This is a genomic window from Citrobacter sp. RHBSTW-00887 (assembly GCF_013728095.1).
Taxonomy (GTDB): Bacteria; Pseudomonadota; Gammaproteobacteria; order Enterobacterales; family Enterobacteriaceae; genus Citrobacter; species Citrobacter braakii.
The window spans coordinates 1,494,589-1,515,579 of record NZ_CP056267.1; the positions used below are offsets into that span (position 1 = coordinate 1,494,589).

General features: G+C 55.2%; 17 protein-coding genes. 6 read left to right on the forward strand and 11 right to left on the reverse strand.

All coding sequences use genetic code 11. From position 1 onward, the window contains the following. Positions 1-2 precede the first annotated feature (2 nt). On the reverse strand, positions 3-1,193 hold the full coding sequence (gene hmpA, locus HV314_RS07050) for an NO-inducible flavohemoprotein (protein WP_181547680.1): 1,191 nt from the start codon (positions 1,191-1,193) through the stop codon (positions 3-5). Positions 1,194-1,519: 326 nt separating this feature from the next. Here hmpA and glyA point away from each other — a divergent pair, with 326 nt between their 5' ends. Continuing rightward, positions 1,520-2,773: a serine hydroxymethyltransferase gene (glyA, locus tag HV314_RS07055; protein WP_003835277.1), complete on the forward strand. Its 1,254-nt coding sequence runs from the start codon at positions 1,520-1,522 to the stop codon at positions 2,771-2,773. 78 nt (positions 2,774-2,851) lie between these two features. Here glyA and hcaD read toward each other — a convergent pair whose 3' ends face one another. The 5 genes from hcaD to hcaE are packed head-to-tail and all read right to left on the reverse strand — an operon-like array spanning position 2,852 to position 7,069. Next, entirely contained in the window at positions 2,852-4,054 is a 1,203-nt protein-coding gene (hcaD, locus tag HV314_RS07060; RefSeq protein WP_181547682.1) for a phenylpropionate dioxygenase ferredoxin reductase subunit, read from the reverse strand. 9 nt (positions 4,055-4,063) lie between these two features. Beyond that, positions 4,064-4,876 (reverse strand): 3-phenylpropionate-dihydrodiol/cinnamic acid-dihydrodiol dehydrogenase, encoded by an 813-nt coding sequence (gene hcaB, locus HV314_RS07065; protein WP_019077395.1) that lies wholly within the window; start codon positions 4,874-4,876, stop codon positions 4,064-4,066. Next, positions 4,873-5,193, reverse strand: coding sequence for a 3-phenylpropionate/cinnamic acid dioxygenase ferredoxin subunit (gene hcaC, locus HV314_RS07070; RefSeq protein ID WP_016154025.1), 321 nt, complete (start codon positions 5,191-5,193; stop codon positions 4,873-4,875). The genes hcaB and hcaC overlap by 4 nt, the downstream gene beginning before the upstream one ends. Next, positions 5,193-5,711, reverse strand: coding sequence for a 3-phenylpropionate/cinnamic acid dioxygenase subunit beta (gene hcaF, locus HV314_RS07075; RefSeq protein ID WP_016154024.1), 519 nt, complete (start codon positions 5,709-5,711; stop codon positions 5,193-5,195). The genes hcaC and hcaF overlap by 1 nt, the downstream gene beginning before the upstream one ends. Continuing rightward, complete coding sequence (gene hcaE, locus HV314_RS07080) at positions 5,708-7,069, reverse strand: 3-phenylpropionate/cinnamic acid dioxygenase subunit alpha (protein ID WP_047416457.1); 1,362 nt, start codon at positions 7,067-7,069, stop codon at positions 5,708-5,710. The genes hcaF and hcaE overlap by 4 nt, the downstream gene beginning before the upstream one ends. A gap of 135 nt (positions 7,070-7,204) precedes the next feature. Here hcaE and hcaR point away from each other — a divergent pair, with 135 nt between their 5' ends. Next, entirely contained in the window at positions 7,205-8,098 is an 894-nt protein-coding gene (gene hcaR, locus HV314_RS07085) for a DNA-binding transcriptional regulator HcaR (protein WP_046275228.1), read from the forward strand. A gap of 3 nt (positions 8,099-8,101) precedes the next feature. On the opposite strand, the gene HV314_RS07090 is transcribed toward hcaR, so the two are convergent. Further along, the gene (locus tag HV314_RS07090) at positions 8,102-9,295 is read right to left on the reverse strand and encodes an ROK family transcriptional regulator (RefSeq protein WP_046275227.1); all 1,194 of its coding nucleotides are present in this window, start codon (positions 9,293-9,295) and stop codon (positions 8,102-8,104) included. Between the two features lie 114 nt (positions 9,296-9,409). On the opposite strand from HV314_RS07090, the gene HV314_RS07095 reads away from it, so the two are divergent. The 4 genes from HV314_RS07095 to HV314_RS07110 all read left to right on the forward strand — a co-directional run bounded on the left by HV314_RS07095 (position 9,410) and on the right by HV314_RS07110 (position 16,266). Continuing rightward, the gene (locus HV314_RS07095; RefSeq protein ID WP_181547684.1) at positions 9,410-12,676 is read left to right on the forward strand and encodes a DUF5107 domain-containing protein; all 3,267 of its coding nucleotides are present in this window, start codon (positions 9,410-9,412) and stop codon (positions 12,674-12,676) included. Between the two features lie 72 nt (positions 12,677-12,748). Beyond that, the gene (locus tag HV314_RS07100) at positions 12,749-14,188 is read left to right on the forward strand and encodes a sugar porter family MFS transporter (RefSeq protein WP_046275225.1); all 1,440 of its coding nucleotides are present in this window, start codon (positions 12,749-12,751) and stop codon (positions 14,186-14,188) included. Further along, entirely contained in the window at positions 14,188-15,030 is an 843-nt protein-coding gene (locus tag HV314_RS07105; protein ID WP_046275224.1) for an aldose 1-epimerase, read from the forward strand. Before HV314_RS07100 ends, HV314_RS07105 begins: the two co-directional genes overlap by 1 nt. 87 nt (positions 15,031-15,117) lie before the next feature. Beyond that, complete coding sequence (locus tag HV314_RS07110; RefSeq protein WP_181547686.1) at positions 15,118-16,266, forward strand: 3-phenylpropionate MFS transporter; 1,149 nt, start codon at positions 15,118-15,120, stop codon at positions 16,264-16,266. Here the strand turns inward: HV314_RS07110 and csiE are convergent. The 4 genes from csiE to HV314_RS07130 form a co-directional block, all read right to left on the reverse strand. Continuing rightward, positions 16,261-17,538 (reverse strand): stationary phase inducible protein CsiE, encoded by a 1,278-nt coding sequence (gene csiE / locus HV314_RS07115; protein WP_181547689.1) that lies wholly within the window; start codon positions 17,536-17,538, stop codon positions 16,261-16,263. The genes HV314_RS07110 and csiE overlap by 6 nt on opposite strands. Before the next feature lie 247 nt (positions 17,539-17,785). Further along, positions 17,786-18,385, reverse strand: coding sequence for a KpsF/GutQ family sugar-phosphate isomerase (locus tag HV314_RS07120; RefSeq protein WP_181547691.1), 600 nt, complete (start codon positions 18,383-18,385; stop codon positions 17,786-17,788). Then, the gene (locus tag HV314_RS07125) at positions 18,382-20,019 is read right to left on the reverse strand and encodes an FGGY-family carbohydrate kinase (protein ID WP_003847100.1); all 1,638 of its coding nucleotides are present in this window, start codon (positions 20,017-20,019) and stop codon (positions 18,382-18,384) included. Before HV314_RS07125 ends, HV314_RS07120 begins: the two co-directional genes overlap by 4 nt. A 17-nt stretch (positions 20,020-20,036) precedes the next feature. Beyond that, complete coding sequence (locus tag HV314_RS07130) at positions 20,037-20,990, reverse strand: ABC transporter permease (RefSeq protein ID WP_003037658.1); 954 nt, start codon at positions 20,988-20,990, stop codon at positions 20,037-20,039. Position 20,991 lies beyond the last annotated feature (1 nt).

Sequence of the window (20,991 nt, forward strand, 5' to 3'; positions counted from 1 at the left end):
AATTACAAGACTTTATGCGGGCCGAAGCATTCGTAATGAATGTTCTCGTTTTTCACGCCCAGGCCGATCAGCTGCTTCGCGGCAAACTGCATAAAGCCAACCGGACCGCACAGATAAAACTGCATCGCCGGATCGCTGATTGCGCCTTCCAGTTTGTTCAAATCCATCAGACCAATACTATCAAACGCACCTTTCGCGCGATCGGCTTCGGTTGGCTCACGATACCAGGTGTGTGCGCTAAAGCGTGGCAGCGTTTTGCCCAGTTCATTCACTTCATCGGCAAAGGCATGTACATCGCCATTTTCTGCCGCGTGGAACCAGTTAACCTGCGCCGTATGATTCGCTTTTGCCAGCGTATCCAGCATCGCCAGCATCGGGGTTTGACCCACGCCTGCTGAAATCAGAGACACTGGGGTATCGGTCGCAACGTCCATAAAGAAATCGCCCGCAGGTGCAGCTAAGTGAACGACGTCGCCCACATTCGCATGGTTGTGCAGCCAGGTGGAAACCTGACCACCGTCTTCACGCTTCACGGCAATACGGTAGCCTTTGCCATCGGGTTTACGGGTCAGTGAGTACTGACGAATTTCCTGATGCGGGAAACCTTCCGGCTTCAGCCAGACGCCCAGGTATTGCCCCGGATGATATTCAGCCACTGCGCCACCGTCGACAGGTTCAAATTCAAAGCTGGTGATAAGCGCACTGCGTGGGGTTTTTGCCACGATGCGGAAAGGACGGGTACCTTCCCAGCCGCCATTTTTATTGGCATTTTCACTGTAGATCTGCGCTTCACGGTTGATGAAAACGTTCGCCAGCACGCCGTATGCTTTGCCCCATGCATCCAGAACTTCCTGGCCCGGACTGAACATTTCGTCCAGCGTTGCCAGCAAATGGCCACCTACGATGTTGTACTGCTCCGGTTTAATCTGGAAGCTGGTATGCTTCTGCGCGATTTTCTCAACGGCAGGCAACAGCGCCGCCAGGTTCTCGATATTGCTGGCATACGCGGCAATAGCGTTAAACAGCGCTTCACGCTGGTCGCCATTACGCTGGTTACTCATGTTGAAGATTTCTTTCAGCTCTGGGTTATGCGTAAACATGCGATCGTAGAAATGGGCGGTCAGCTTCGGGCCTGTTTCAACCAGCAGGGGAATGGTGGCTTTCACTGTAGCGATGGTTTGTGCGTCAAGCATACGGTCTTCCTTTATCTGAAATTTTAATGATGTATGTCAAATGCATCTTATAAAAAATACCCCTGCATTGTAAATGGTTCTTTGTCACTTTGCGTTGTAAAGGTTACATCGTGAAAAATCTGCATCACAAACCTGAAAAGAAATCCGTTGAAATTCAGCAGACCTTTGTTCTCCAAAGCCTTGCGTGCCGTGAAGGTAATCGTTTGCGTAAAATCCTTTGTCAAGACCTGTTATCGAAGAATGATTCGGTTATACTGTTCGCCGTCGTCCAACGGGACTGCCTTTTTAGGCCGAAATTCTATTGTTAGCTGAGTCAGGAGATGCGGATGTTAAAGCGTGAAATGAACATTGCCGATTATGATGCCGAACTGTGGCAGGCTATGGAGCAGGAAAAAGTACGTCAGGAAGAGCACATCGAACTGATCGCCTCCGAAAACTACACCAGCCCGCGTGTTATGCAGGCGCAGGGTTCTCAGCTGACCAACAAATACGCTGAAGGTTATCCGGGCAAGCGCTACTACGGCGGTTGCGAGTACGTTGATATCGTTGAGCAATTGGCTATCGATCGTGCAAAAGAGCTGTTTGGCGCTGACTACGCTAACGTACAGCCGCACTCCGGCTCCCAGGCTAACTTCGCTGTTTACACCGCTCTGCTGCAACCGGGTGATACCGTTCTGGGTATGAACCTGGCGCAAGGCGGCCACCTGACTCACGGTTCCCCGGTTAACTTCTCTGGCAAGCTGTACAACATCATCCCTTACGGTATTGATGAGTCCGGTAAAATTGACTACGAAGATATGGCTAAGCAGGCCAAAGAGCACAAGCCGAAGATGATCATCGGCGGCTTCTCTGCTTACTCTGGCGTTGTTGACTGGGCAAAAATGCGTGAAATCGCCGACAGCATTGGCGCATACCTGTTTGTTGACATGGCGCACGTTGCGGGCCTGATCGCCGCAGGCGTTTACCCGAACCCGGTTCCACACGCACACGTAGTGACCACCACCACCCACAAAACCCTGGCGGGTCCGCGCGGCGGCCTGATCCTGGCGAAAGGCGGTGACGAAGAGCTGTACAAAAAGCTGAACTCCGCGGTGTTCCCAAGCGCGCAGGGCGGCCCGCTGATGCACGTGATCGCGGCGAAAGCCGTGGCGCTGAAAGAAGCGATGGAACCTGAGTTTAAGGTTTACCAGCAGCAGGTTGCTAAAAACGCTAAAGCGATGGTGGAAGTGTTCCTGAACCGTGGCTACAAAGTGGTTTCTGGCGGTACTGAAAACCACCTGTTCCTGCTGGATCTGGTTGATAAAAACCTGACCGGTAAAGAAGCTGACGCCGCACTGGGCCGCGCTAACATCACTGTTAACAAAAACAGCGTGCCGAACGATCCGAAGAGCCCGTTTGTGACTTCCGGTATCCGTATCGGTTCTCCGGCTGTAACTCGCCGTGGCTTTAAAGAAGCGGAAGTGAAAGAGCTGGCTGGCTGGATGTGTGACGTTCTGGACAACATCAATGACGAAGCCGTTATCGAGCGCGTCAAAGGTAAAGTTCTGGATATCTGCGCACGCTTCCCGGTTTACGCGTAATTCTGCTTAACGCAAAACGAAAGGCCGCTGATGCGGCCTTTTTTAATGCCTGATAGCGCTGCGCTTATCAGGCTGCTATCACAACGACTTCAGCGCTACGCCTTCATCGCACAGCGCTTCCTCGCTTACTACTCGTCCTGAATGAATTAACTTACGCAGTGCGCGCACTTCGCGTCCGTTGTTGAGCGCTACTGCGCCAATTAGCTTCCCATCACGCAGGTGGAACCAGATAGCCTTGCCGTCATCCGGATTGCCACGACATAACCATGTTTGCCCTTGCATACCGCCAACAAATTGCAGATTGTCATTAAATTGGTCGGTCCAGAACCAGCCTGGCGTCTTCTCCGGCAACGGCAGATTAAGCATTGCGGCAGCGGCAATCTGTGCCTGGTTATTGGCATTTTCCCAGCTTTCTACCCGTTCTAACGAACCGTCGGGCTGGCGCGTTATCGCCACATCACCGGCGGCGAAAATCGCGGGATCGGAGGTGATGCATGCGGAGTCAACGATAATACCGTTAGCCGTCTCCAACCCCGCTTCGCGAGCCAGCGCATCATTCGCCACGATACCGATGCCATAAACCAGCGCATCGGCCTGTAGCGTCTCGCCGTTTTGCAGGGTAAGCGAGAGAAACTCTCCCGCTTCAGCGTGCTCAATGGCGCTGTTGAGCAACACCCGCACCCCTGCCTGTCGGTGGCGGTTTAGCAGATAGTCGCGCACCGGAGCAGGGGCGTTGCGACCCATTACCGTTGAGGCCAGCTCCACTAACGTCACCCGACAGCCGCGTTGGATCGCGCTGGCCGCTAATTCCAGGCCAATGGTGCCCGCACCGACAATCACAATCGACTTGCCCGGCAGCAAGGCACCGCACAGACGCTCGGCATCTGTGGCGTGACGCAGGGTAAAGCAACGTTCGCCCAGTTTATCCAGTAGCGGCAGCGGTCTGGCGGCGGCCCCGGTCGCCAACAGCAACTGCGACCAGCGGTAGGACTGACCATCGGCGAGCATCAGCGTGCGCGAGGTGCGGTCAATCTGACGCAGAGTGACGCCAAGATGCAACTGTACGTTGTTCTCCAGCCACCAGTCAGCGTTCAGGATCGGCTGTCGCTGTGGATTTTCGTCCAGCAGCATCGCTTTGGAGAGCGGAGGGCGTTCATAGGGCTGATACGGCTCATCGGAAAACAGATGCAATTCGCCGTTAAATCCTTGCTGACGCAGTGCGACGGCGGCCATTGCCGCAGCCTGACCACCGCCGACGATAGCGATAATTTTAGGGCTCATAACGCCTCCTCAGAGATCCAGTCCGGCGGCAACGTGACGAATACCGCGAATGCCCAAACCGGCATCGGCATTGATCATCACGCCACTCAATGTGCGATTGTTGCGCTTTGACGCCAGCATCACATACGGGCCGGTAAAATCCGCTGGCTCAGGAAAAAACTGCAACGGCAAAATGGCGGCGATTTTTTCCGGCGTCAGCGACTGCATAATCGACGTATCGCCCTGGCCCAGCGCCTGTGGGCCGCGCAGATCGGTCGCCATGCCGCACGGACCGACGCCGTTGACGCGCACCTTTGGCGCCAGCTCGTAGGCTAACTGGCGAATCAACCCGGTGGCGGCATGTTTAGAGGCGGTATACAACGGACCGCCGCCGCCGGGATACCACGCCGCGTTGGAAAGGGTAAAGATGATGTTGCCTTCGCTGGCGATAAGCGCAGGGGCGCAGGCTTTTGCGCCCAGCAGATAGCCCAACACGTTGACGTTAAACAGCTCATGAAAGCCGCTCTCCAGCGCGTCCGCTGGCGTATTGACCAGCGAGGCGTTGTGATCCCATATCCCGGCGTTGCCGATCAAACAGTCCAGCGTGCCGTAGCGCGCCAGAATTTGATCCACCGCGCGCTGATAGTCGGCGTAGCAGGTGACGTTGCCTTCTACTGCCAGCACATGTTCGCCAAAACGTTGGCGCAGGCTGGCGACTTTGGCTGGCGAAAGTTCCAGCGTGGCGACCCGCGCGCCTTCCTCAATGAAACGCTCGACCAGCGCCAGGCCAAGACCGGAGCCGCCGCCGGTGATAAAGACCACGTTATCGCGTAAATCGCTCATCTCGCGTCCTCTGGAATATCAACGAACACATCACTACCTTCCACGTACACCGCGTAGGTGGTCAGCGGATCGGTGGCAGGTAAACACAACGCCTTACCGGTTTTCAGGCAGAAACTGGCGGCATGTAGCGGGCATTCCACCGTCGCGTCGTCTTCCAGATAACCTTCCGACATCGAGGCATTACCGTGGCTACAGCGATCGTTAATGGCATAAAACTCGCCGCCAACGTTGAACAGCGCGATGACAGGCGAGGTGTCGAGCCGGAGCGCTTCACCCTCCGGCAAATCCCCTACGGGGCAGGCATAAATACGACTCATCAGAACAATACACTCAGGTTATGGGAGGTGATCACCGCTTGATCCAGCACGATCTCACGCTCCAGTAAGCGCCACTCATCGCCCGGTAAACGGCGCACTTTGTCCATGCGCATGCCGACGTAAAAGGTTTCATCGCGCTCTTTTTGCGCGCGATACAGCAGATAGTTAAGGCGCACGGCGAACACATCCGGCACTTCGGTTTCACTGACCTGACAGTTGCTGATCAGGTGCCGGGTACGCGACGGCGGCTCCTCTGCCCAGGCCATTCCGGTTTCCAGTCGCGCAATACGGCGTTCAAGCTGATCTTTATTGTCGTTAAAAATCCAGGTGGTTGGCGGCTGCACGCCTTTGCGACGATCGCGCGTCTGGGCATTGACCGTTGTGCGCATGGTATAGCGAATGTCGTCATCCAGCTGTGCCAGCCAGTCGCGAAACTGCCAGTCATCCAGCAGGCTGGCTTCATGGTAGAGAAACTGCGTAATGCGGTGATGCAGTTCCAGGGAAACTAAAGCACTCATTTCATCACCTCCTGCTGGTAAGCGGCGGTTTTTTCCTGCACTTCCTGCCAGCTTTCGCTGCTGAGTAAATCAGCCCAGCGCTGATACATGCCGCGGGCGGCGGTTTCTGAGAAGATGTAGTTGGTGATCCCCGGAATGCCGTCTTCACGACGTTTCTCCTGACCTAGCCCCATTTCCAGGCACAGTTTGCTATTACGCGCCCGATGCCCCTTCAGCAGTTTTTGAATTTCACTCCAGTTTTCCGAGTCGTCCTGCTCAAGGAATCCGGCGGGGCCAAAAGCGCGCGTAGCGCTGTTTTCAAATGCGGCTTTCACTTCATCAGAGGCGGCTTTATCGGTAATACAGAACGCCCACACTTCAACCTGATCAGGACCGCGCGGATGCCAGACGCGCAACGTAGCGGTACCATTGAGCCAGGAAAGTGTTGGAAAAATGTTGTTGTGACCGGCCAGACGCAGGGCACGAACCTTACCCAGACGCTGTTCAGCTTCCGCGTAGGTGTCGCGGTAGTAGCTGGAGACTTCGCCGTCGACCCACACGTTGGCATCCGGCTTTTCGGTAAAGAAGAAGCCGCTGCCGTGCCCGTCCTGGCCGAACTGTAGTGCATCTTTGGCGGTTTCCCACACCGGGCGAGCGGTTTGTCCGTCACCGAGGCGTTTATCGCTACCGTCGTCTTTTGCCCCCAACACCTGCACAGCGGAGGCATGACTGAACAATGCGTGATACTGATCGCTGGCAAACTGTTCGGCGGGGAATTTCCAGTTACAGTCGATGGTCCACTTCTGTACGCCGCCGACGATTTCTGTGCCGCCTTCGCGGCGGTCAAGCACACCGTCGAGATACCACGCGATGTCGCCGAGATAATCGCGTAGCGTGGGCGCGGTGGTGTCCCAGTTGCCGAAAATCAGCCCTTTATAGCTCTCTACGCCAGGAACTTCGTTCAGTCCCCAGTGCGATTTGCATAGCCCTTGCGGGTAAGCGCGAGGCTCCAGCGGGACGTCGATCAGCTCGCCATTGATACCGTACGACCAGCCGTGATACGGGCAGGTAAAGGCGCGAGTGTTCCCGCAGTCGGCGTAGCTGACGCGCATCGCCCGGTGGCGGCACTGGTTGAGAAACGCTTTGATGCTGCCGTCTTTCTGGCGAACCACCACGACCGCATCCTCGCCCATGTAGGTGTTAAAAAAATCACCGGCTTTGGGGATTTGGCTTTCGTGGGCGAGAAATAGCCAGCAGCGCCCGAAGATGCGTTCCAGCTCCAGTTGGTAAATTTCTGGGTCAGTATAAATCCGTGGGGTTACACGACCGTTTTGCGTGTCGATCAGTTGGTAGATGTCTAAATTTGAGGGTGTGGTCATATTTTTTAATCCTGAAAGATAAGATGTATTGACCTTCTATTTTTGTGCCATAAGGATGTTGCTGGTTAGTTATCAATCTGTGAAATAGTAAATTTCTACCAGTTGAGACATTTTTTCGATAACAAGGAGAAGGGCATGGAACTGAGGCACTTACGCTATTTTGTGGCGGTGGCGCAGGCGCTGAATTTCACCCGGGCGGCAGAAAAGCTGCATACCTCTCAGCCGTCGTTAAGCAGCCAGATCCGCGATCTGGAAACCTGCGTGGGCGTTCCGTTACTGGTGCGGGACAAGCGAAAAGTTGCGCTGACGGCGGCCGGGGAGTGCTTTTTACAGGATGCGCTGGCGATCCTTGAGCAGGCGGAAAATGCCAAAGTTCGCGCCCGTAAAACGGGGCAGGAAGATAATCATTTCGCTATTGGTTTTGTCCCTTCCGCTGAGGTGAATTTGCTACCGAAGGTGCTGCCCTTATTTCGTTTAAAACAACCGGATACACACATTGAGCTGGTAAGCCTGATAACCACCGAACAGGAAGAAAGGATCCTCAACGGAGAACTGGACGTGGGCTTAATGCGTCACCCGGTGTACAGCCCGGAGCTGGATTATCTGGAGCTGATTCATGAGCCGCTGGTCGTGGTGTTACCGGTGAACCATCCGTTAGCCAATGAGCAAGCGATCTCCGCAGAACAGTTACACGGCGTAAATTTTGTCAGTACCGATCCCGCTTATTCCGGGGCGCTAGCGATGATTGTCAAAAACTGGTTTCAGCAGCAGGAAAGCCAGCCCAATATTGTGCAGGTAGCGACCAATATTCTGGTGACCATGAATCTGGTCGGCATGGGGCTGGGGGTGACTTTGATACCCGGTTATATGAATAATTTTAATACCGGGCAGGTGGTTTTTCGGCCTATTGTTGGCGATGTTCCGACCATTGCCCTGCTGATGGCGTGGAAAAAAGGGCCAATCAAACCGGCATTGACCGATTTTATCGCCACTGTGCATGAACGTTTAGCCGTGAGCCTGGCGGAGTAATGACTACAGCTCGCTAAGCTGTGATTCGACATAAAGATAGCCAATTCCCATGAGTTGCTGAGGGCGATTAAGCTGACCGAAGCTTATCTGAGTTGCTCTGGCACGCGGGTTATCGCCGTGATCGAACGGATTAAACCCGGTTTGCTGTACCAGCGTATTGAGCCAGCTATCGCCAAATGCACAGCTACGACCATACAACCATATTTGATTAATGTTCAGTATATTCAAAAAATTATAAAGACTCAGGCCGATGGCGCTGGCGGCATGTTCGGCCCAGGCCTGAATGCGAACATCTCCGTGTTGCCAGGCAGTAATAAGCTGGTCGGTGGTGAGCGTTTCCGGGTCGTAAAGGGATGTCGGCTGCGATTTCATCCACACGCGGGCCTGCTTTTTCAACGCGCTCAATGACGCCACTGTTTCCAGACAGCCATAACGGCCACAGTCACAGGCGATCCCATCGGGATGAATGATGGTATGCCCAATCTGACCGCTGCCATACAGACTCCCGCGCCAGATGTTATCGTTAATCACAAACGATGAGCCAATACCGTAATCAACGTTAATCACGCAAAAATCACCGTTAGCCGCCGGGTTTTGCCATTTTTCCGCCAGCGCCAGCATCACGCAGTCATTATCCAGCCGGACCTGTACGCCGAGCATCTCCTCCAGCAGATATTTTATTTCCACCGGTGTTTTCCACGGCGCCTGAGGCATGGTTTTTGATGCGCCGGTTATCGGATCAACCTGACCGTGAACGCCAAGCGCCAGATTAATCGTGACCTCGGGAAATTGTCGACGATATTCCCGCCAGTGCGCCGCCAATGCTGTCAGCAGCGCTTTTGGCGATTCGGGGTTGATGACTTCATGCTGCCAGTCGCCGACGGCAACCAGCCGAGCATCCGCCAGTTGACTGGTGATGCTGGTGGGGGTGACGTTGATACACAGCGTCCAGGCACCTTTCTCTGGCAAATGATAGCTGCCACTGCTCAAACCGCGCTGGCTTAAAGTTTCTCGCGAATGGCTGATTCTTCCTTCATCCATCAGTTCTTCGAGGATATTGCTAACCGCCGGGATCGACAGGCTGGTGAGCTGCGCCAGCTGTGACTTGCTGAGCTGCTTTTCTCGCCACAGATGTGACAAAAAAATCTGTTTATTCGCCTGACGTACCCTGGCGTTGTTGAACCCCGAACGCTGCATTCACTTAACTCCCTTAACTATATTGCGTGAGCATTGCGCATTTTAACGCCACTTAACTGCCGCAGAATAGCATCAAGTTGAATTTTTACTTTTGTTTATTAAGTGGAGCGCGGCATGTACGGTTCAGTAAAAGTTTGGCAGGAAACGATCACCCTCCCCACGTGGACAGCGGGTGAAGAAGACGCCAACCCAATGTTTCTGGAAAAGCGAGTTTATCAGGGGTCTTCAGGAGCGGTTTATCCCTATGGCGTGATTGATACGCTGACCGGCAAACGTGAAATGCGCGACTATCAGGCGGTATGGATGGAGAATGACTTCATTCGCATCATGCTGCTGCCGGAGTTAGGCGGACGCATTCATCGAGCGTATGACAAAGTGCAGCAGCGCGACTTCGTCTACTACAACGAAGTGGTAAAACCTGCGCTGGTCGGTCTGCTTGGGCCGTGGATCTCTGGCGGCATTGAGTTTAACTGGCCGCAACATCATCGCCCGACCACCTTTATGCCGGTGGATTTTACGCAACAGCAGGGTGAGCAGGGCGAATACACCGTCTGGATGGGCGAGGTAGAGCCCATGCGTGGTTTACAGGTCATGACCGGATTCACGCTGTATCCGGATCGCGCGTTGATCGAGATAACCGGGAAGGTTTTTAACGGTAACGCTACCCCGCGCCACTTCTTATGGTGGGCGAATCCGGCGGTGAAGGGCGGCGACGATCACCAAAGCGTGTTTCCACCGGATGTGACGGCGGTATTCGACCACGGTAAGCGCGATGTCTCTGCGTTTCCCATCGCCACCGGCACATACTACAAAGTGGACTATTCGGCTGGCGTGGATATCTCGCGCTACAAAAACGTACCAGTGCCGACCTCCTATATGGCTGAAAAATCTGATTATGATTTTGTTGGTGCCTGGCATCACGGCGAGCGCGGTGGGTTGCTGCATGTGGCCGATCACCACGTTTCGCCAGGGAAAAAACAGTGGACTTGGGGTTATGGCGACTTTGGCGTTGCCTGGGATCGTAATCTCACTGATGACAACGGTCCGTATATCGAACTTATGACCGGGGTCTTTACCGATAACCAGCCGGATTTCACCTGGCTTGCGCCGTACGAAGAGAAAGTCTTCGTGCAAAACTTCCTGCCTTACAGCGAACTGGGTATGGTGCAAAACGCCAGCACGCAGTTGGCGCTTCGTCTGGTGCGTGAGAGTCGCCAGCTTTCTGTGGGCATTTATGCGATTGCGCCGTTACGCGATGTTCAGGTTACGCTTGCCGCACACGGGCAGCCATTCTATGAAAATACACTCACTCTGGAGCCGGGACAGAGCTGGCTGGCTGATGTGTCAGACAATGGCCATACCCGGGTGACAATGACCGTCACTAACGCCGATGGCGCTACGCTTTTGCAGTACGAAGAGCACATCGCGCAAGAGTTACCGCTGCCTTCGGCGGCCGTCGCGCCAGCACAGCCAGAAGCACTCTCTAATACCGATGAACTCTATTTTATTGGTCAGCATCTGGAGCAGTACAACCATGCCAGCCGCTATGCTGAAGATTATTATCGCCGCGCGCTGGATGTTGATCCGCTGGATTACCGCAATAATGTGGCCCTGGGGACGCTGGCGCTAAACCGCGCAGACTGGGCGCTGGCGGCGCATTGTGCGGGTAAGGCGCTGGAACGGGCGCATAAGCTCAATAAAAATCCGCGTGATGGCGAGGCGAGCATGCTGCTGGCCGCCGCACAGGAACGTCAGGGCGACAATGACAGCGCTTGGGATAATTATTATAAGGCCAGTTGGAGCGGCAACTGTCGGGATGCGGCTTTCTGGTCGTTAGCGCGTCTGGCGATGAAGCGTCAGGACTACGTTGGCGCGTTGGAAAAAGTCGAGCAGAGCCTGCGCTTTAACGGCAGTAATAACCTGGCGATGGGACTGAAAGCGCTGGCGCTGGCAAAACTTGATCGCATTCCGCAAGCCCTGGACTACATTCGCCAACAGCTGGTTGATTATCCTCTGAGCTACACCCTGCACTATGCGCGCTGGGCCATCTGTCAGGACGAGGCGACGGCGCAAGCGCTGATCTCGATTACCGGGCGGCGCGGTACCAACGCGTGTGAACTGGCAGGCTGGTTGATCTCATTGGGGCAAAAGGATGCTGCCCGTGGCGTGCTGGAACTGCTCGACAGCCAGGAAACGCTGCCTATGCTGTGGCGCGCCTCGCTAAGTGACAACCCACAACCCTTCATCGAACGTGCCCGAGAATGTCTGCAAAACCGCGTTCGTTTCCCCAATACGCTGGATGAAGTGCAGATGCTGCAAACCCTCGAACAGAGCGCTTTTGCCCGCTATTTACTTGGCTGTTTCTGGTACAGCAAACGGCGTTATGCCGAAGCGGTATCCTGCTGGCAGTTTACCCTTGCGCAGGAAGCGGATTTCGCTCCTGTACACCGCTTACTGGGGATCTATGCCTGGAACAAACTGCATGATGCGCAGCAGGCGATGCAGTATCTGTCGCAGGCCGTGGCACTGGAGCCGCAAAATGCCCGTTTCCTGTTTGAACTCGACTATCTCAAGAAGCTGATGGCGCAACCGGCTGAACTGCGCCTGCAGCGACTGGAAGCCAGCAAAGAGATTGTCTTCCATCGTGACGATCTGACGGTGGAACTGCTCAGTCTGTGGAATGGATTAGGGCGTTACGACGATGCCGCAGCAGTATTACGTGAGCGCGTGTTCCATCCGTGGGAAGGTGGTGAAGGCAAAGCCACCGGGCAATATCTGCTGAATCAGATGCATCGTGCGCTGGCTGCCATTCAGTCCGGTGACCCGCAAACCGCCATCGCGCAGTTGCAACAGGCGTTGCACTACCCGCAAAACCTCGGGGAGGGGCGTTTACCCGGACAAACGGATAACGATATCTGGTATTTACTGGGACATTGCGCGCAGCAGCAGGGGTGTTTTGATGAATCCCAGCGTTACTTCTCCCGTGCGACGCGCGGCGGTAGCACACTGGATGCTGGCCGTTACTACAACGACCAGCCTGTGGATTATCTCTTCTGGCAGGGTATGGCGCAGAGAAAACTTGGCGATGATGCTCAGGCGAACGCTCTGTTTAATAGCTTCCTGCAATGGGTTGAATCGCATCGCGACAATGTCCCGGATGTCGATTTCTTTGCCGTATCGCTACCCGATCTGGTGGTGCTGGATACCTCAGCACAAGCAAAACACCAGCAACACTGCCTGTTTATCAGTGTGCTCGGGCATCTGGGGTTGGGAAATAGTGCTGCTTGCCAGCGCGATCTTGACGCACTCCTGCAACTCAATCCGGCGCATGACAAGGCATTACTGCTACGTCACGCCATTAACGTAAGGCTTTTCCAGTAACACCCGAAATGGGTGGGGGCAACCTCACCCGAAACCTACTGTCCCCTGCGTTTCCCTGAAAGAGGAATCATAATGAATAACGCGCAGACACATTTAAAGATTGGTTACGTCTGGACTATCTGCCTGGTTGCGGCCTGCGGTGGTTTACTGTTTGGCTATGACTGGGTGGTGATCGGTGGGGCAAAACCCTTCTATGAAGCCTATTTCTCGATTACCGATCCAGCGCAATCCGGCTGGGCGATGAGTTCGGCTTTGGTCGGTTGTATCTTTGGCGCGCTGATTTCCGGATGGTGCGCCGATAAGTTTGGCCGAAAGATGCCGCTGATTCTCTCGGCGATCCTCTTTAGCGCTTCCGCCTGGGGAACTGCCGTCGCCAGTAATTTCGACATGTTTATTGTTTATCGCATCGTTGGAGGCGTGGGGATTGGTCTGGCGTCTGCGCTAAGCCCGTTGTATATCGCCGAGGTTAGCCCGGCTGAAAAGCGTGGGCGCTTTGTTGCCGTTAACCAGCTCACTATCGTGATTGGCGTACTGGCGGCGCAGCTTATTAACCTGATGATTGCCGAACCTGTAGCCTCAGGCGCTACGCAGCAGGCGATTGTGGAAAGCTGGAACGGTCAGACGGGCTGGCGTTGGATGTTTGGCGCTGAATTAGTGCCCGCGATAATTTTCCTGGTACTGATGTTCTTTGTACCTGAATCGCCGCGCTGGCTGGTGAAAGCAGGCAAAGCCGATCGTGCGCGTACCATGCTGCAGCGCATTGGTTCGGCGGAATATGCTGGTCAAACGCTGAAAGAGATTGAACATACGTTGCAAAAAGATAATCACAAGGTCGCGTGGTCAACGCTGTTACAACCGCAGATCAAACCGATCGTGATTATTGGAATGGTGCTGGCAGTGTTCCAGCAGTGGTGTGGGATCAACGTTATTTTCAACTATGCGCAGGAGATCTTCGCCTCTGCCGGATTCGACATCAACGGTACGTTAAAATCGATCGTGGCGACAGGGATCATCAATCTGGTCTTTACCCTTGCCGCTCTGCCGTTAGTAGACAAAATTGGTCGCCGTAAACTGATGTTGTTCGGGGCGTCAGGATTAACGGTTATCTATATGCTGATTGCCGGGGCGTACGGGTTGGGCATTATGGGTTGGCCGGTTCTGGTTCTGGTGCTGGCGGCGATCGCTATTTATGCCCTGACGCTGGCCCCGGTGACCTGGGTGCTGCTGTCTGAAATTTTCCCTAACCGCGTCCGCGGGCTGGCGATGTCGCTCGGTACGCTAGCGCTGTGGATTGCCTGCTTCCTGCTGACCTATACTTTCCCGCTGCTCAATGCGAGTCTGGGCGCGTCGGGAAGCTTCCTGTTGTACGGTGTGATTTGCGCGATGGGATTCATGTATGTTCTGCGTAATGTTCCGGAAACCAAAGGCGTGACGCTGGAAGCGCTGGAAGAGCAGCTGGCGGCGCAGCATACGAAAGTTGGCGCATCAGCCCAACAACGAAGCGCTCGCTAATGGATGGTCTGCTGATGCTACAAAACGCACATCTGCGGATGTGCGTAGATCCGCAGGGCGGTTCGCTATTAAGTCTGGTTTCGTTACAACATCAACAGGCAATTTTACGCGAAGGTCATGGTCAGCAGCCCGGTGATTGCGGCCTGTTCCCGATGCTGCCGGTCGCGAATCGGGTGGCGGGAAATCGTTTTATGCTGCGCGGTGAAGAGGTGGTGTTACCTCAACATGGCGCAGATGACACCTTTTTCCTGCACGGTGACGGCTGGCTGCAACGCTGGCAGGTTATCACCGTGACCCAAAGCGGTTGTTTGCTGCAGTTGCGCAGTTGGCATCCCTGTGGCTATGACTATACGGCGCAACTTTGCTATCAACTGGAAACCTCAAGCCTGCACGTCTCGTTGACGCTCACCCATTGCGGTGAACAGCCGATGATTTATGGCTGTGGGTTCCATCCGTTTTTCGCTTTTGATAAGCACAGCACGGCGCAATTCACCACCGGCGGCTACTGGCCGGAGGGGGAACAGCATCTGCCGCTGGAATGGCAACGTGAAATCCCTCCAGCGGCGGATTTCATGTACGCGCAATACGGCGAGGATAGCTGGCTGAACGTTGGATATTCTGGCTGGAGCGGGCGGGCCGTTATTCAGCGAGATGTGATGAAAGTCACGATTTTAGCGCAAACTCCATGGTTGATGCTGTTCAGAATGTCGGGTGAGGAGTTCTTGTGCCTGGAGCCGCAAACGCATCCGGTGAATGCCCACCACATGCAGGGGCAGCCGGGATTGCAGGTTTTAGCGCAGGGAGAACGCTGCCATTTTGCGATGCAGATTTGCGTCGAATAGGGCAAAATCATGTTATCTGCCTGTTAATGCTCTCTTGCGCCAGCCTGCGTTTGTCGCCAGACTATCGCCTCCAAACGGGAGGGATTCATGGCTTTGCATTCCACGCGCTGGCTGGCGCTCGGTTATTTCACCTACTTCTTTAGCTACGGTATTTTTCTGCCTTTCTGGAGCGTCTGGCTCGAAGGGCTGGGGCTGACGCCGGAAACCATCGGTTTACTGCTGGGCGCGGGGCTGATTGCCCGTTTTCTAGGCAGTTTGCTGATTGCGCCGCGCGTAAGCGATCCCTCTCGTCTGATCTCCGCTTTACGTATTCTGGCCCTGTTGACGCTGGTGTTTGCGCTGGCCTTCTGGGCGGGCACCAACGTGGCGTGGCTGATGGTGGTGATGGTCGGCTTTAACCTGTTTTTCTCGCCGCTGGTGCCGTTGACCGACGCGCTGGCCAACACCTGGCAAAAACAGATAACCATGGACTACGGTCGGGTAAGACTGTGGGGATCCGTTGCCTTTGTGATTGGCTCCGCGCTGACCGGCAAGCTGGTGAGCCTGTTTGACTATCGGGTGATCCTGGTGCTGCTGTCGCTTGGCGTCGCCTCGATGCTATTGGGGATGATGATCCGCCCGAGCGTGCAGCCAGCGGGGGAAAACCGTCAGCAGGAGAGCGCGGGATGGCCCGCCTGGCGCGCGTTGGTAACCCAAAGCTGGCGTTTTCTGGCCTGTGTGAGTCTGTTGCAAGGTGCGCATGCCGCTTATTACGGGTTCAGCGCCATCTACTGGCAGTCTGCCGGATATTCCGCTTCGGCGGTGGGCTATTTGTGGTCATTAGGCGTGGTGGCGGAAGTGATTATTTTTGCGCTCAGTCACAAGCTATTCCGCCGCTTTAGCGCGCGCGATTTGCTGCTGCTTTCCGCCGTTTGCGGCGTGGCCCGTTGGGGGTTGATGGGCTGGAGCACTGAGCTACCGTGGCTGATTGTGGTGCAAATCCTCCATTGCGGAACCTTTACCGTCTGCCACCTGGCGGCAATGCGCTATATCGCGACGCGCCAGGGCAGCGAAGTGATACGTTTGCAGGCGGTGTATTCTGCGGTGGCGATGGGCGGCAGCATCGCCATCATGACCGTATTCGCAGGCTACCTGTACCAGAATCTGGGCAACGGCGTATTCTGGGTGATGGCGCTGGTGGCGCTACCGGCAATCTTTCTGCGCCCGAAGGTGGTGGCGCAGCCTGCAACGTTATGATTCGAGGATTTTGCGGATCTGCTGCTGCTGATGCGGCGTAAGTGCCAGATCCGCATGAATCAACGGCGGTGAAAACAGCGGCAGCGGCGTGGTATACGGCGTAATAATCAGAGTGACTCCGCGTGGCGAACCCTGTTTTTGAAAGTCCTGCATCGGCATATGTTTTACGTTGAGCGGCAGCAGCGTCAGTTCGCGCAGCTGTTGCTCAATATGCGCTTCAAGTTGTTCATTGTTGCCGGTCAGCAGGATGATCTGCTTCTCGTGCAAATCCTTCTCCTGCATCAGCCAGGCACCGAAAATAACGGCGACCAGCCCGATCTCTTCTTCTGAAAACTGCACATCGTACTCCGCTTCGAAACCATGTATCGCCTCGCGGGTAGTACGAACCAGACGGGGATAAAGTCGGCTGAACTCCTCCGGCAGCGTGTTATCTATGCCAATGGCAAACACGCTGCGGTTAAGCGCCTGGGCAAGGTGAATATACAGCTGATCGTTCAGTCCTTGCTCATCGCTGAAGCGCACATTGCCATACTCGCGAAAACGTAGCACCAGCCTTGCAATAGCAAGGCGCAGGCGACGATCCTGCTGGTGGTTATCGCGCACGGGGTCGGGGATACGGAGCATTGAAAACAACAACGCCATAAACAGCGATTCGCCCGGCGGCGCACTCTGCATGACGTGGCGTTGCCAGTGGCGGCCAATTTCCTCAGCGAGCGGATACTCTGCGCAGGATTGCGCCCAGCGTTGCTGGAGCGGATTAAATTCCGGGGTGACTCCCGCGTGATGCTGTAGCAGACAATACTGTAAATACAGGCGCAGGAACTGGATGTCACGGTACTCAAACGGTTTCTGCAAGCGCCGGGAGCACAGATTAATGAGCGCATGCAGATTGGTGTCGTCATACAGCGTACGCGCGATACCTTGTTGTTTCAGCGCCATTTTTAATGCGGGTGTGAAATGCTGGGCGATGAAAGTCGGGCAGATCCGCAGACCGCGGCGCAGCCACTGCAACAGACACAGGCGCTGATTTAGCGGGGTCCCTTCGATCGTATAGCTGCCATTCAGCGCGGTGGTAATCGCGAGTCGGTGATAGCGCTGGATTTCGAGTCCTGCGCCAATAATATCTTCCTCAACAGTGGCATCATCAACGCCATTGAGGCTACTGAAGGTTTGAGCTGTAGCGATTTGCCCTGGCAGGAAAAGCGTCAGCAGCACCTGGCAACGGCGCTGGGGAGCGGAAAGTACAGATGGTGGAGCAAGCTTTGACATCATCTGTAGGATCTCCCGTAAGTATGTTTGATAAGAATAGCTAAAGTTTGCTCATAGATTTGGAGAATGGAATGCTTTCCACCAGGAATGCTGGAGAGCGTCACAGAATTTTTAACGTGCGGAACAGATAGCAGGAGTGGAACGCAGCGCGTTAACTGGCTTTTTCACTGTTTTATCTTCTATTGAGACATAAAAAAACCCGCCTGAGGGTGACGGGTTGAGAAGACGAGTGGAAATGCGCGGTCTGGTGTTACTGCTCGCGGCTCAGCGTTAATCCCACATCACCGCCAGGATGTACAGACAATAGCGTCTCTTTTGAGTAACCGCTTTCGCTCATCAGACAGGCGCAGGCGGCGTCAAAGATAGCCAGGACCAGTAAAATTGAGGTGGTGGCCAACATGTTCAACGGGTCGGCCTCACGCTGGATGCCGGTGGAAATCACCAGCCTCGACGCTTTAGCAATGGCTGAGTCGGCGTTTTCAGTCACGCTCAGGATGGGCACATTTCTCGCAGCCAGTCCGGGCAGCAGCCGAGTGAGTTCATCCGAATTTCCCCCGCGTGATAGCATAATGACCAGGTCGTCGGCGCGTAAAAAACCGAGATCGCCATGCGCCGCATCCGTCGCGTTGAGGTAAATCGCCGGACGTTCCACGCAGGCGAGCATGTGCGCAACTTTACGCGCCGCAATACCGGATGTACCGACGCCAGTGACGACGATTTTCCCCTGGCAACCGCGCAGCTCCGCCATTAGCGACTGCCAGACCGGTTCAGTCAGATGCTGTCCCAGACCTGCGAGGGCATCGCTATAGAGCTGAAATACGCCGGTGGCCTGAGACCAGGAGTCACTCATGCGTCCTCCTGCATCAGTTGGCGGTATTTCATATGATCCTGATACATCTCGTGGAATACCCGATATTTGCGATCGTAGTACTGCTTAATGCGATTGGTCTGCGGGGTGACCGTTTTACCAATCCGGCTCATCGCCGACATCGCTTCCGGGAACGTGTCGAACACGCCTGCGGCGATAGTCCCCATCATGGCGCCGCCCAGCAGCATGGCTTCGCTCTCTTCAGGCAGCAGCATGGCGCAACCGGTGGCGTTGGCATGCTCCTGAACGAAGATCGGGTTTTTCGTCCCGCCGCCGCTGGCCATAATCGTATCGATGGTGTAGCCGCTTTGGTTCATCGTTTCAATGATATGGCGCGTTCCCAGCGCAATGGCCTGGATGGTTGCGAGGTACTGGAGCGCCATATCTTCCGGCGTGCGGGACAGCTTCAGTCCGGTGATTGCTCCCGTGAGCGTGGGGTTAGCGCGCGGCGAGCGGTTGCCGTGGAAATAGGGCAGGATGTGCATGTCACGGGTCAAAAAGGCGATATCTTCCGGCTCACCAGCCATTTTACGCAGCAGCGCATTCAGCACTTCATAAATGGTTTGCCCCTGAGACTTAGCCTGCGTCAGCAGGGTTTCGTAACACGGGTGCGACTGAATAACGTGGTCGATTAACGCCCCGGTTGCTGACTGCCCGCCTTCATTGAGCCAGTATTCCGGCAGTACGGCTGAGTAGTAAGGGCCCCAGACGCCACCGATAAAACGCGGCTCTTTGGAAATTGCCATGTGTCCGGTGGAGGTGCCACCAATTAGCGCGACACGACGGTCAAAATCCGCCACCTCGCCGGAAACTCCGCTTGCGCCGAGCGTTCCGAGCGTGCCGGCGTGGGCATCGATTATCGAGACGCTGACCGCGGTCCCCGGAATCAATCCCATTTCGCTGGCGGCGCGCGCGGACAGCCCGTGACCGAGCGGTTCGCCCATGGTTTTCACGTAGCGACCAATTTTGGCAGCATCATGTTCCAGCAGGTCTTCCAGACCAATCTGGCGGAAGTAGCTGGCATCCCATTTGTCTTCATGGCCCATATAGGTCCATTTACACACTGTCGAACACAATGAGCGTGTGTCATCGCCTGTTGCGCGCCAGGTCAGGAAATCGGGCAGATCAAAGTAGTAACCCGCATTGGCCCAGGTATTGGGCATATGCTGCTTCAGCCACAGCAGCTTTGGCGTTTGCATTTCCGGGGAGATAATGCCGCCAACGTAGTCCAGCACCCGATGATGCAGGGCGTTAATGCGTTCAGCCTGGGTAATGGCGCGGTGATCCATCCACACAATGATGTTCTGTTCGCTGCGCCCGGACGGGCTGATGGTCAGCGGTTTACCTTCTTTATCCAGCACCACCAGTGAGCAGGTAGCGTCAAAGCCCAGACCTTTCACCTGGATTGGGTTGATATCTGACTGGTTAATCGCATCGCGAACCGCGTTACACACCGCCTGCCAGATGTTATCGGAAGACTGCTCAACAAAATCGGCCTGCGGGCGGTAAATCTCGATAGCCCGACTGGCCTGGCCGACCATTCTGCCGTTGAGATCAAACACGCCGGCACGGGCGCTTCCGGTTCCGACATCCACACCAATAAAGTAACTTGCCATAATTTTTTCTCCTGAAATCAGGCTTTACGATTCTGTAATGCGATAAAGAGGATCAGCACCGCGCCCCACAGCGCCATCGTCAGATAGCTGCTGACCCCCAGCAAGTTAAGGCCGCTTTCCAGCATTTGCAGCACAATCAGCGCCAGTACCAGGCCGATAATGCGCCCGAAACCGCCATCCGGGTTGATGCCGCCGAGGACAGAGGCAAGGATGGTGACCAGCAGGTATGACTCACCGTATCCGGCTTTTGCCGAGTTGAATTTCGCCATCATCAGAATGGCGGCGACCCAGCCGAGCAGGGCAGAAATCACGTACACGGAAATTTGTACCCGGACGGTATTTACGCCGCTGTAGCGGGTAGCCTGTTCATTGGAACCCACGAGATACAGACTGCGCCCAAGCGTGGTGTGCTCCAGCAGTACCCACAGCAGGATTGCCACCAGGAAAAAGAGCAGCAGCGCTACCGGAATACCGGCAATCGTGGCGTTACCAAGATATTGAATGGCGGTCGGGAAACCGGAAATCACTGTCCCATTGGAAAGCAGAATATTCAGCCCGGAGATAAGCGTCATCGTGCCGAGCGTGGCGAGAATCGGCGAAACCCCGACCCAGGCAATCAGCGCGCCGTTGAGCGTACCGATTGCGACCGCCACGGCAGCGCCTGCCAGCAGCGCCAGCACCAGAAACAGCGGGTTATCCGGATGGGTGACGATAATCGCCGCCATTACCAGCGAGCAGGCATTCGCTCCTGCAATTATCGACAGGTTTATGCCGCCGGTCAGCATGGTCATACCCATCCCGAGGGCCAGCATGCCAAGGATCGGCAGTTGCGAGCCAATCGACTGGAAGTTAGCGACGCTGAAAAAACGGCTGCCGAGCAGGGCCGAGAAGACCAGGGCGACGACCACAATAATGACGCATTGCAGACGAATGATGGCATCACCGGGTAAAAATCTGGCGATTGTTTTCATC

Bases quoted from the DNA above. Each gene is read 5' to 3' on its own strand.
- hmpA (WP_181547680.1), bottom strand. From the start codon at position 1,193: ATGCTTGACGCACAAACCATCGCTACAGTGAAAGCCACCATTCCCCTG.
- glyA (WP_003835277.1), top strand. From the start codon at position 1,520: ATGTTAAAGCGTGAAATGAACATTGCCGATTATGATGCCGAACTGTGG.
- hcaD (WP_181547682.1), bottom strand. From the start codon at position 4,054: ATGAGCCCTAAAATTATCGCTATCGTCGGCGGTGGTCAGGCTGCGGCA.
- hcaB (WP_019077395.1), bottom strand. From the start codon at position 4,876: ATGAGCGATTTACGCGATAACGTGGTCTTTATCACCGGCGGCGGCTCC.
- hcaC (WP_016154025.1), bottom strand. From the start codon at position 5,193: ATGAGTCGTATTTATGCCTGCCCCGTAGGGGATTTGCCGGAGGGTGAA.
- hcaF (WP_016154024.1), bottom strand. From the start codon at position 5,711: ATGAGTGCTTTAGTTTCCCTGGAACTGCATCACCGCATTACGCAGTTT.
- hcaE (WP_047416457.1), bottom strand. From the start codon at position 7,069: ATGACCACACCCTCAAATTTAGACATCTACCAACTGATCGACACGCAA.
- hcaR (WP_046275228.1), top strand. From the start codon at position 7,205: ATGGAACTGAGGCACTTACGCTATTTTGTGGCGGTGGCGCAGGCGCTG.
- HV314_RS07090 (WP_046275227.1), bottom strand. From the start codon at position 9,295: ATGCAGCGTTCGGGGTTCAACAACGCCAGGGTACGTCAGGCGAATAAA.
- HV314_RS07095 (WP_181547684.1), top strand. From the start codon at position 9,410: ATGTACGGTTCAGTAAAAGTTTGGCAGGAAACGATCACCCTCCCCACG.
- HV314_RS07100 (WP_046275225.1), top strand. From the start codon at position 12,749: ATGAATAACGCGCAGACACATTTAAAGATTGGTTACGTCTGGACTATC.
- HV314_RS07105 (WP_046275224.1), top strand. From the start codon at position 14,188: ATGGATGGTCTGCTGATGCTACAAAACGCACATCTGCGGATGTGCGTA.
- HV314_RS07110 (WP_181547686.1), top strand. From the start codon at position 15,118: ATGGCTTTGCATTCCACGCGCTGGCTGGCGCTCGGTTATTTCACCTAC.
- csiE (WP_181547689.1), bottom strand. From the start codon at position 17,538: ATGATGTCAAAGCTTGCTCCACCATCTGTACTTTCCGCTCCCCAGCGC.
- HV314_RS07120 (WP_181547691.1), bottom strand. From the start codon at position 18,385: ATGAGTGACTCCTGGTCTCAGGCCACCGGCGTATTTCAGCTCTATAGC.
- HV314_RS07125 (WP_003847100.1), bottom strand. From the start codon at position 20,019: ATGGCAAGTTACTTTATTGGTGTGGATGTCGGAACCGGAAGCGCCCGT.
- HV314_RS07130 (WP_003037658.1), bottom strand. From the start codon at position 20,990: ATGAAAACAATCGCCAGATTTTTACCCGGTGATGCCATCATTCGTCTG.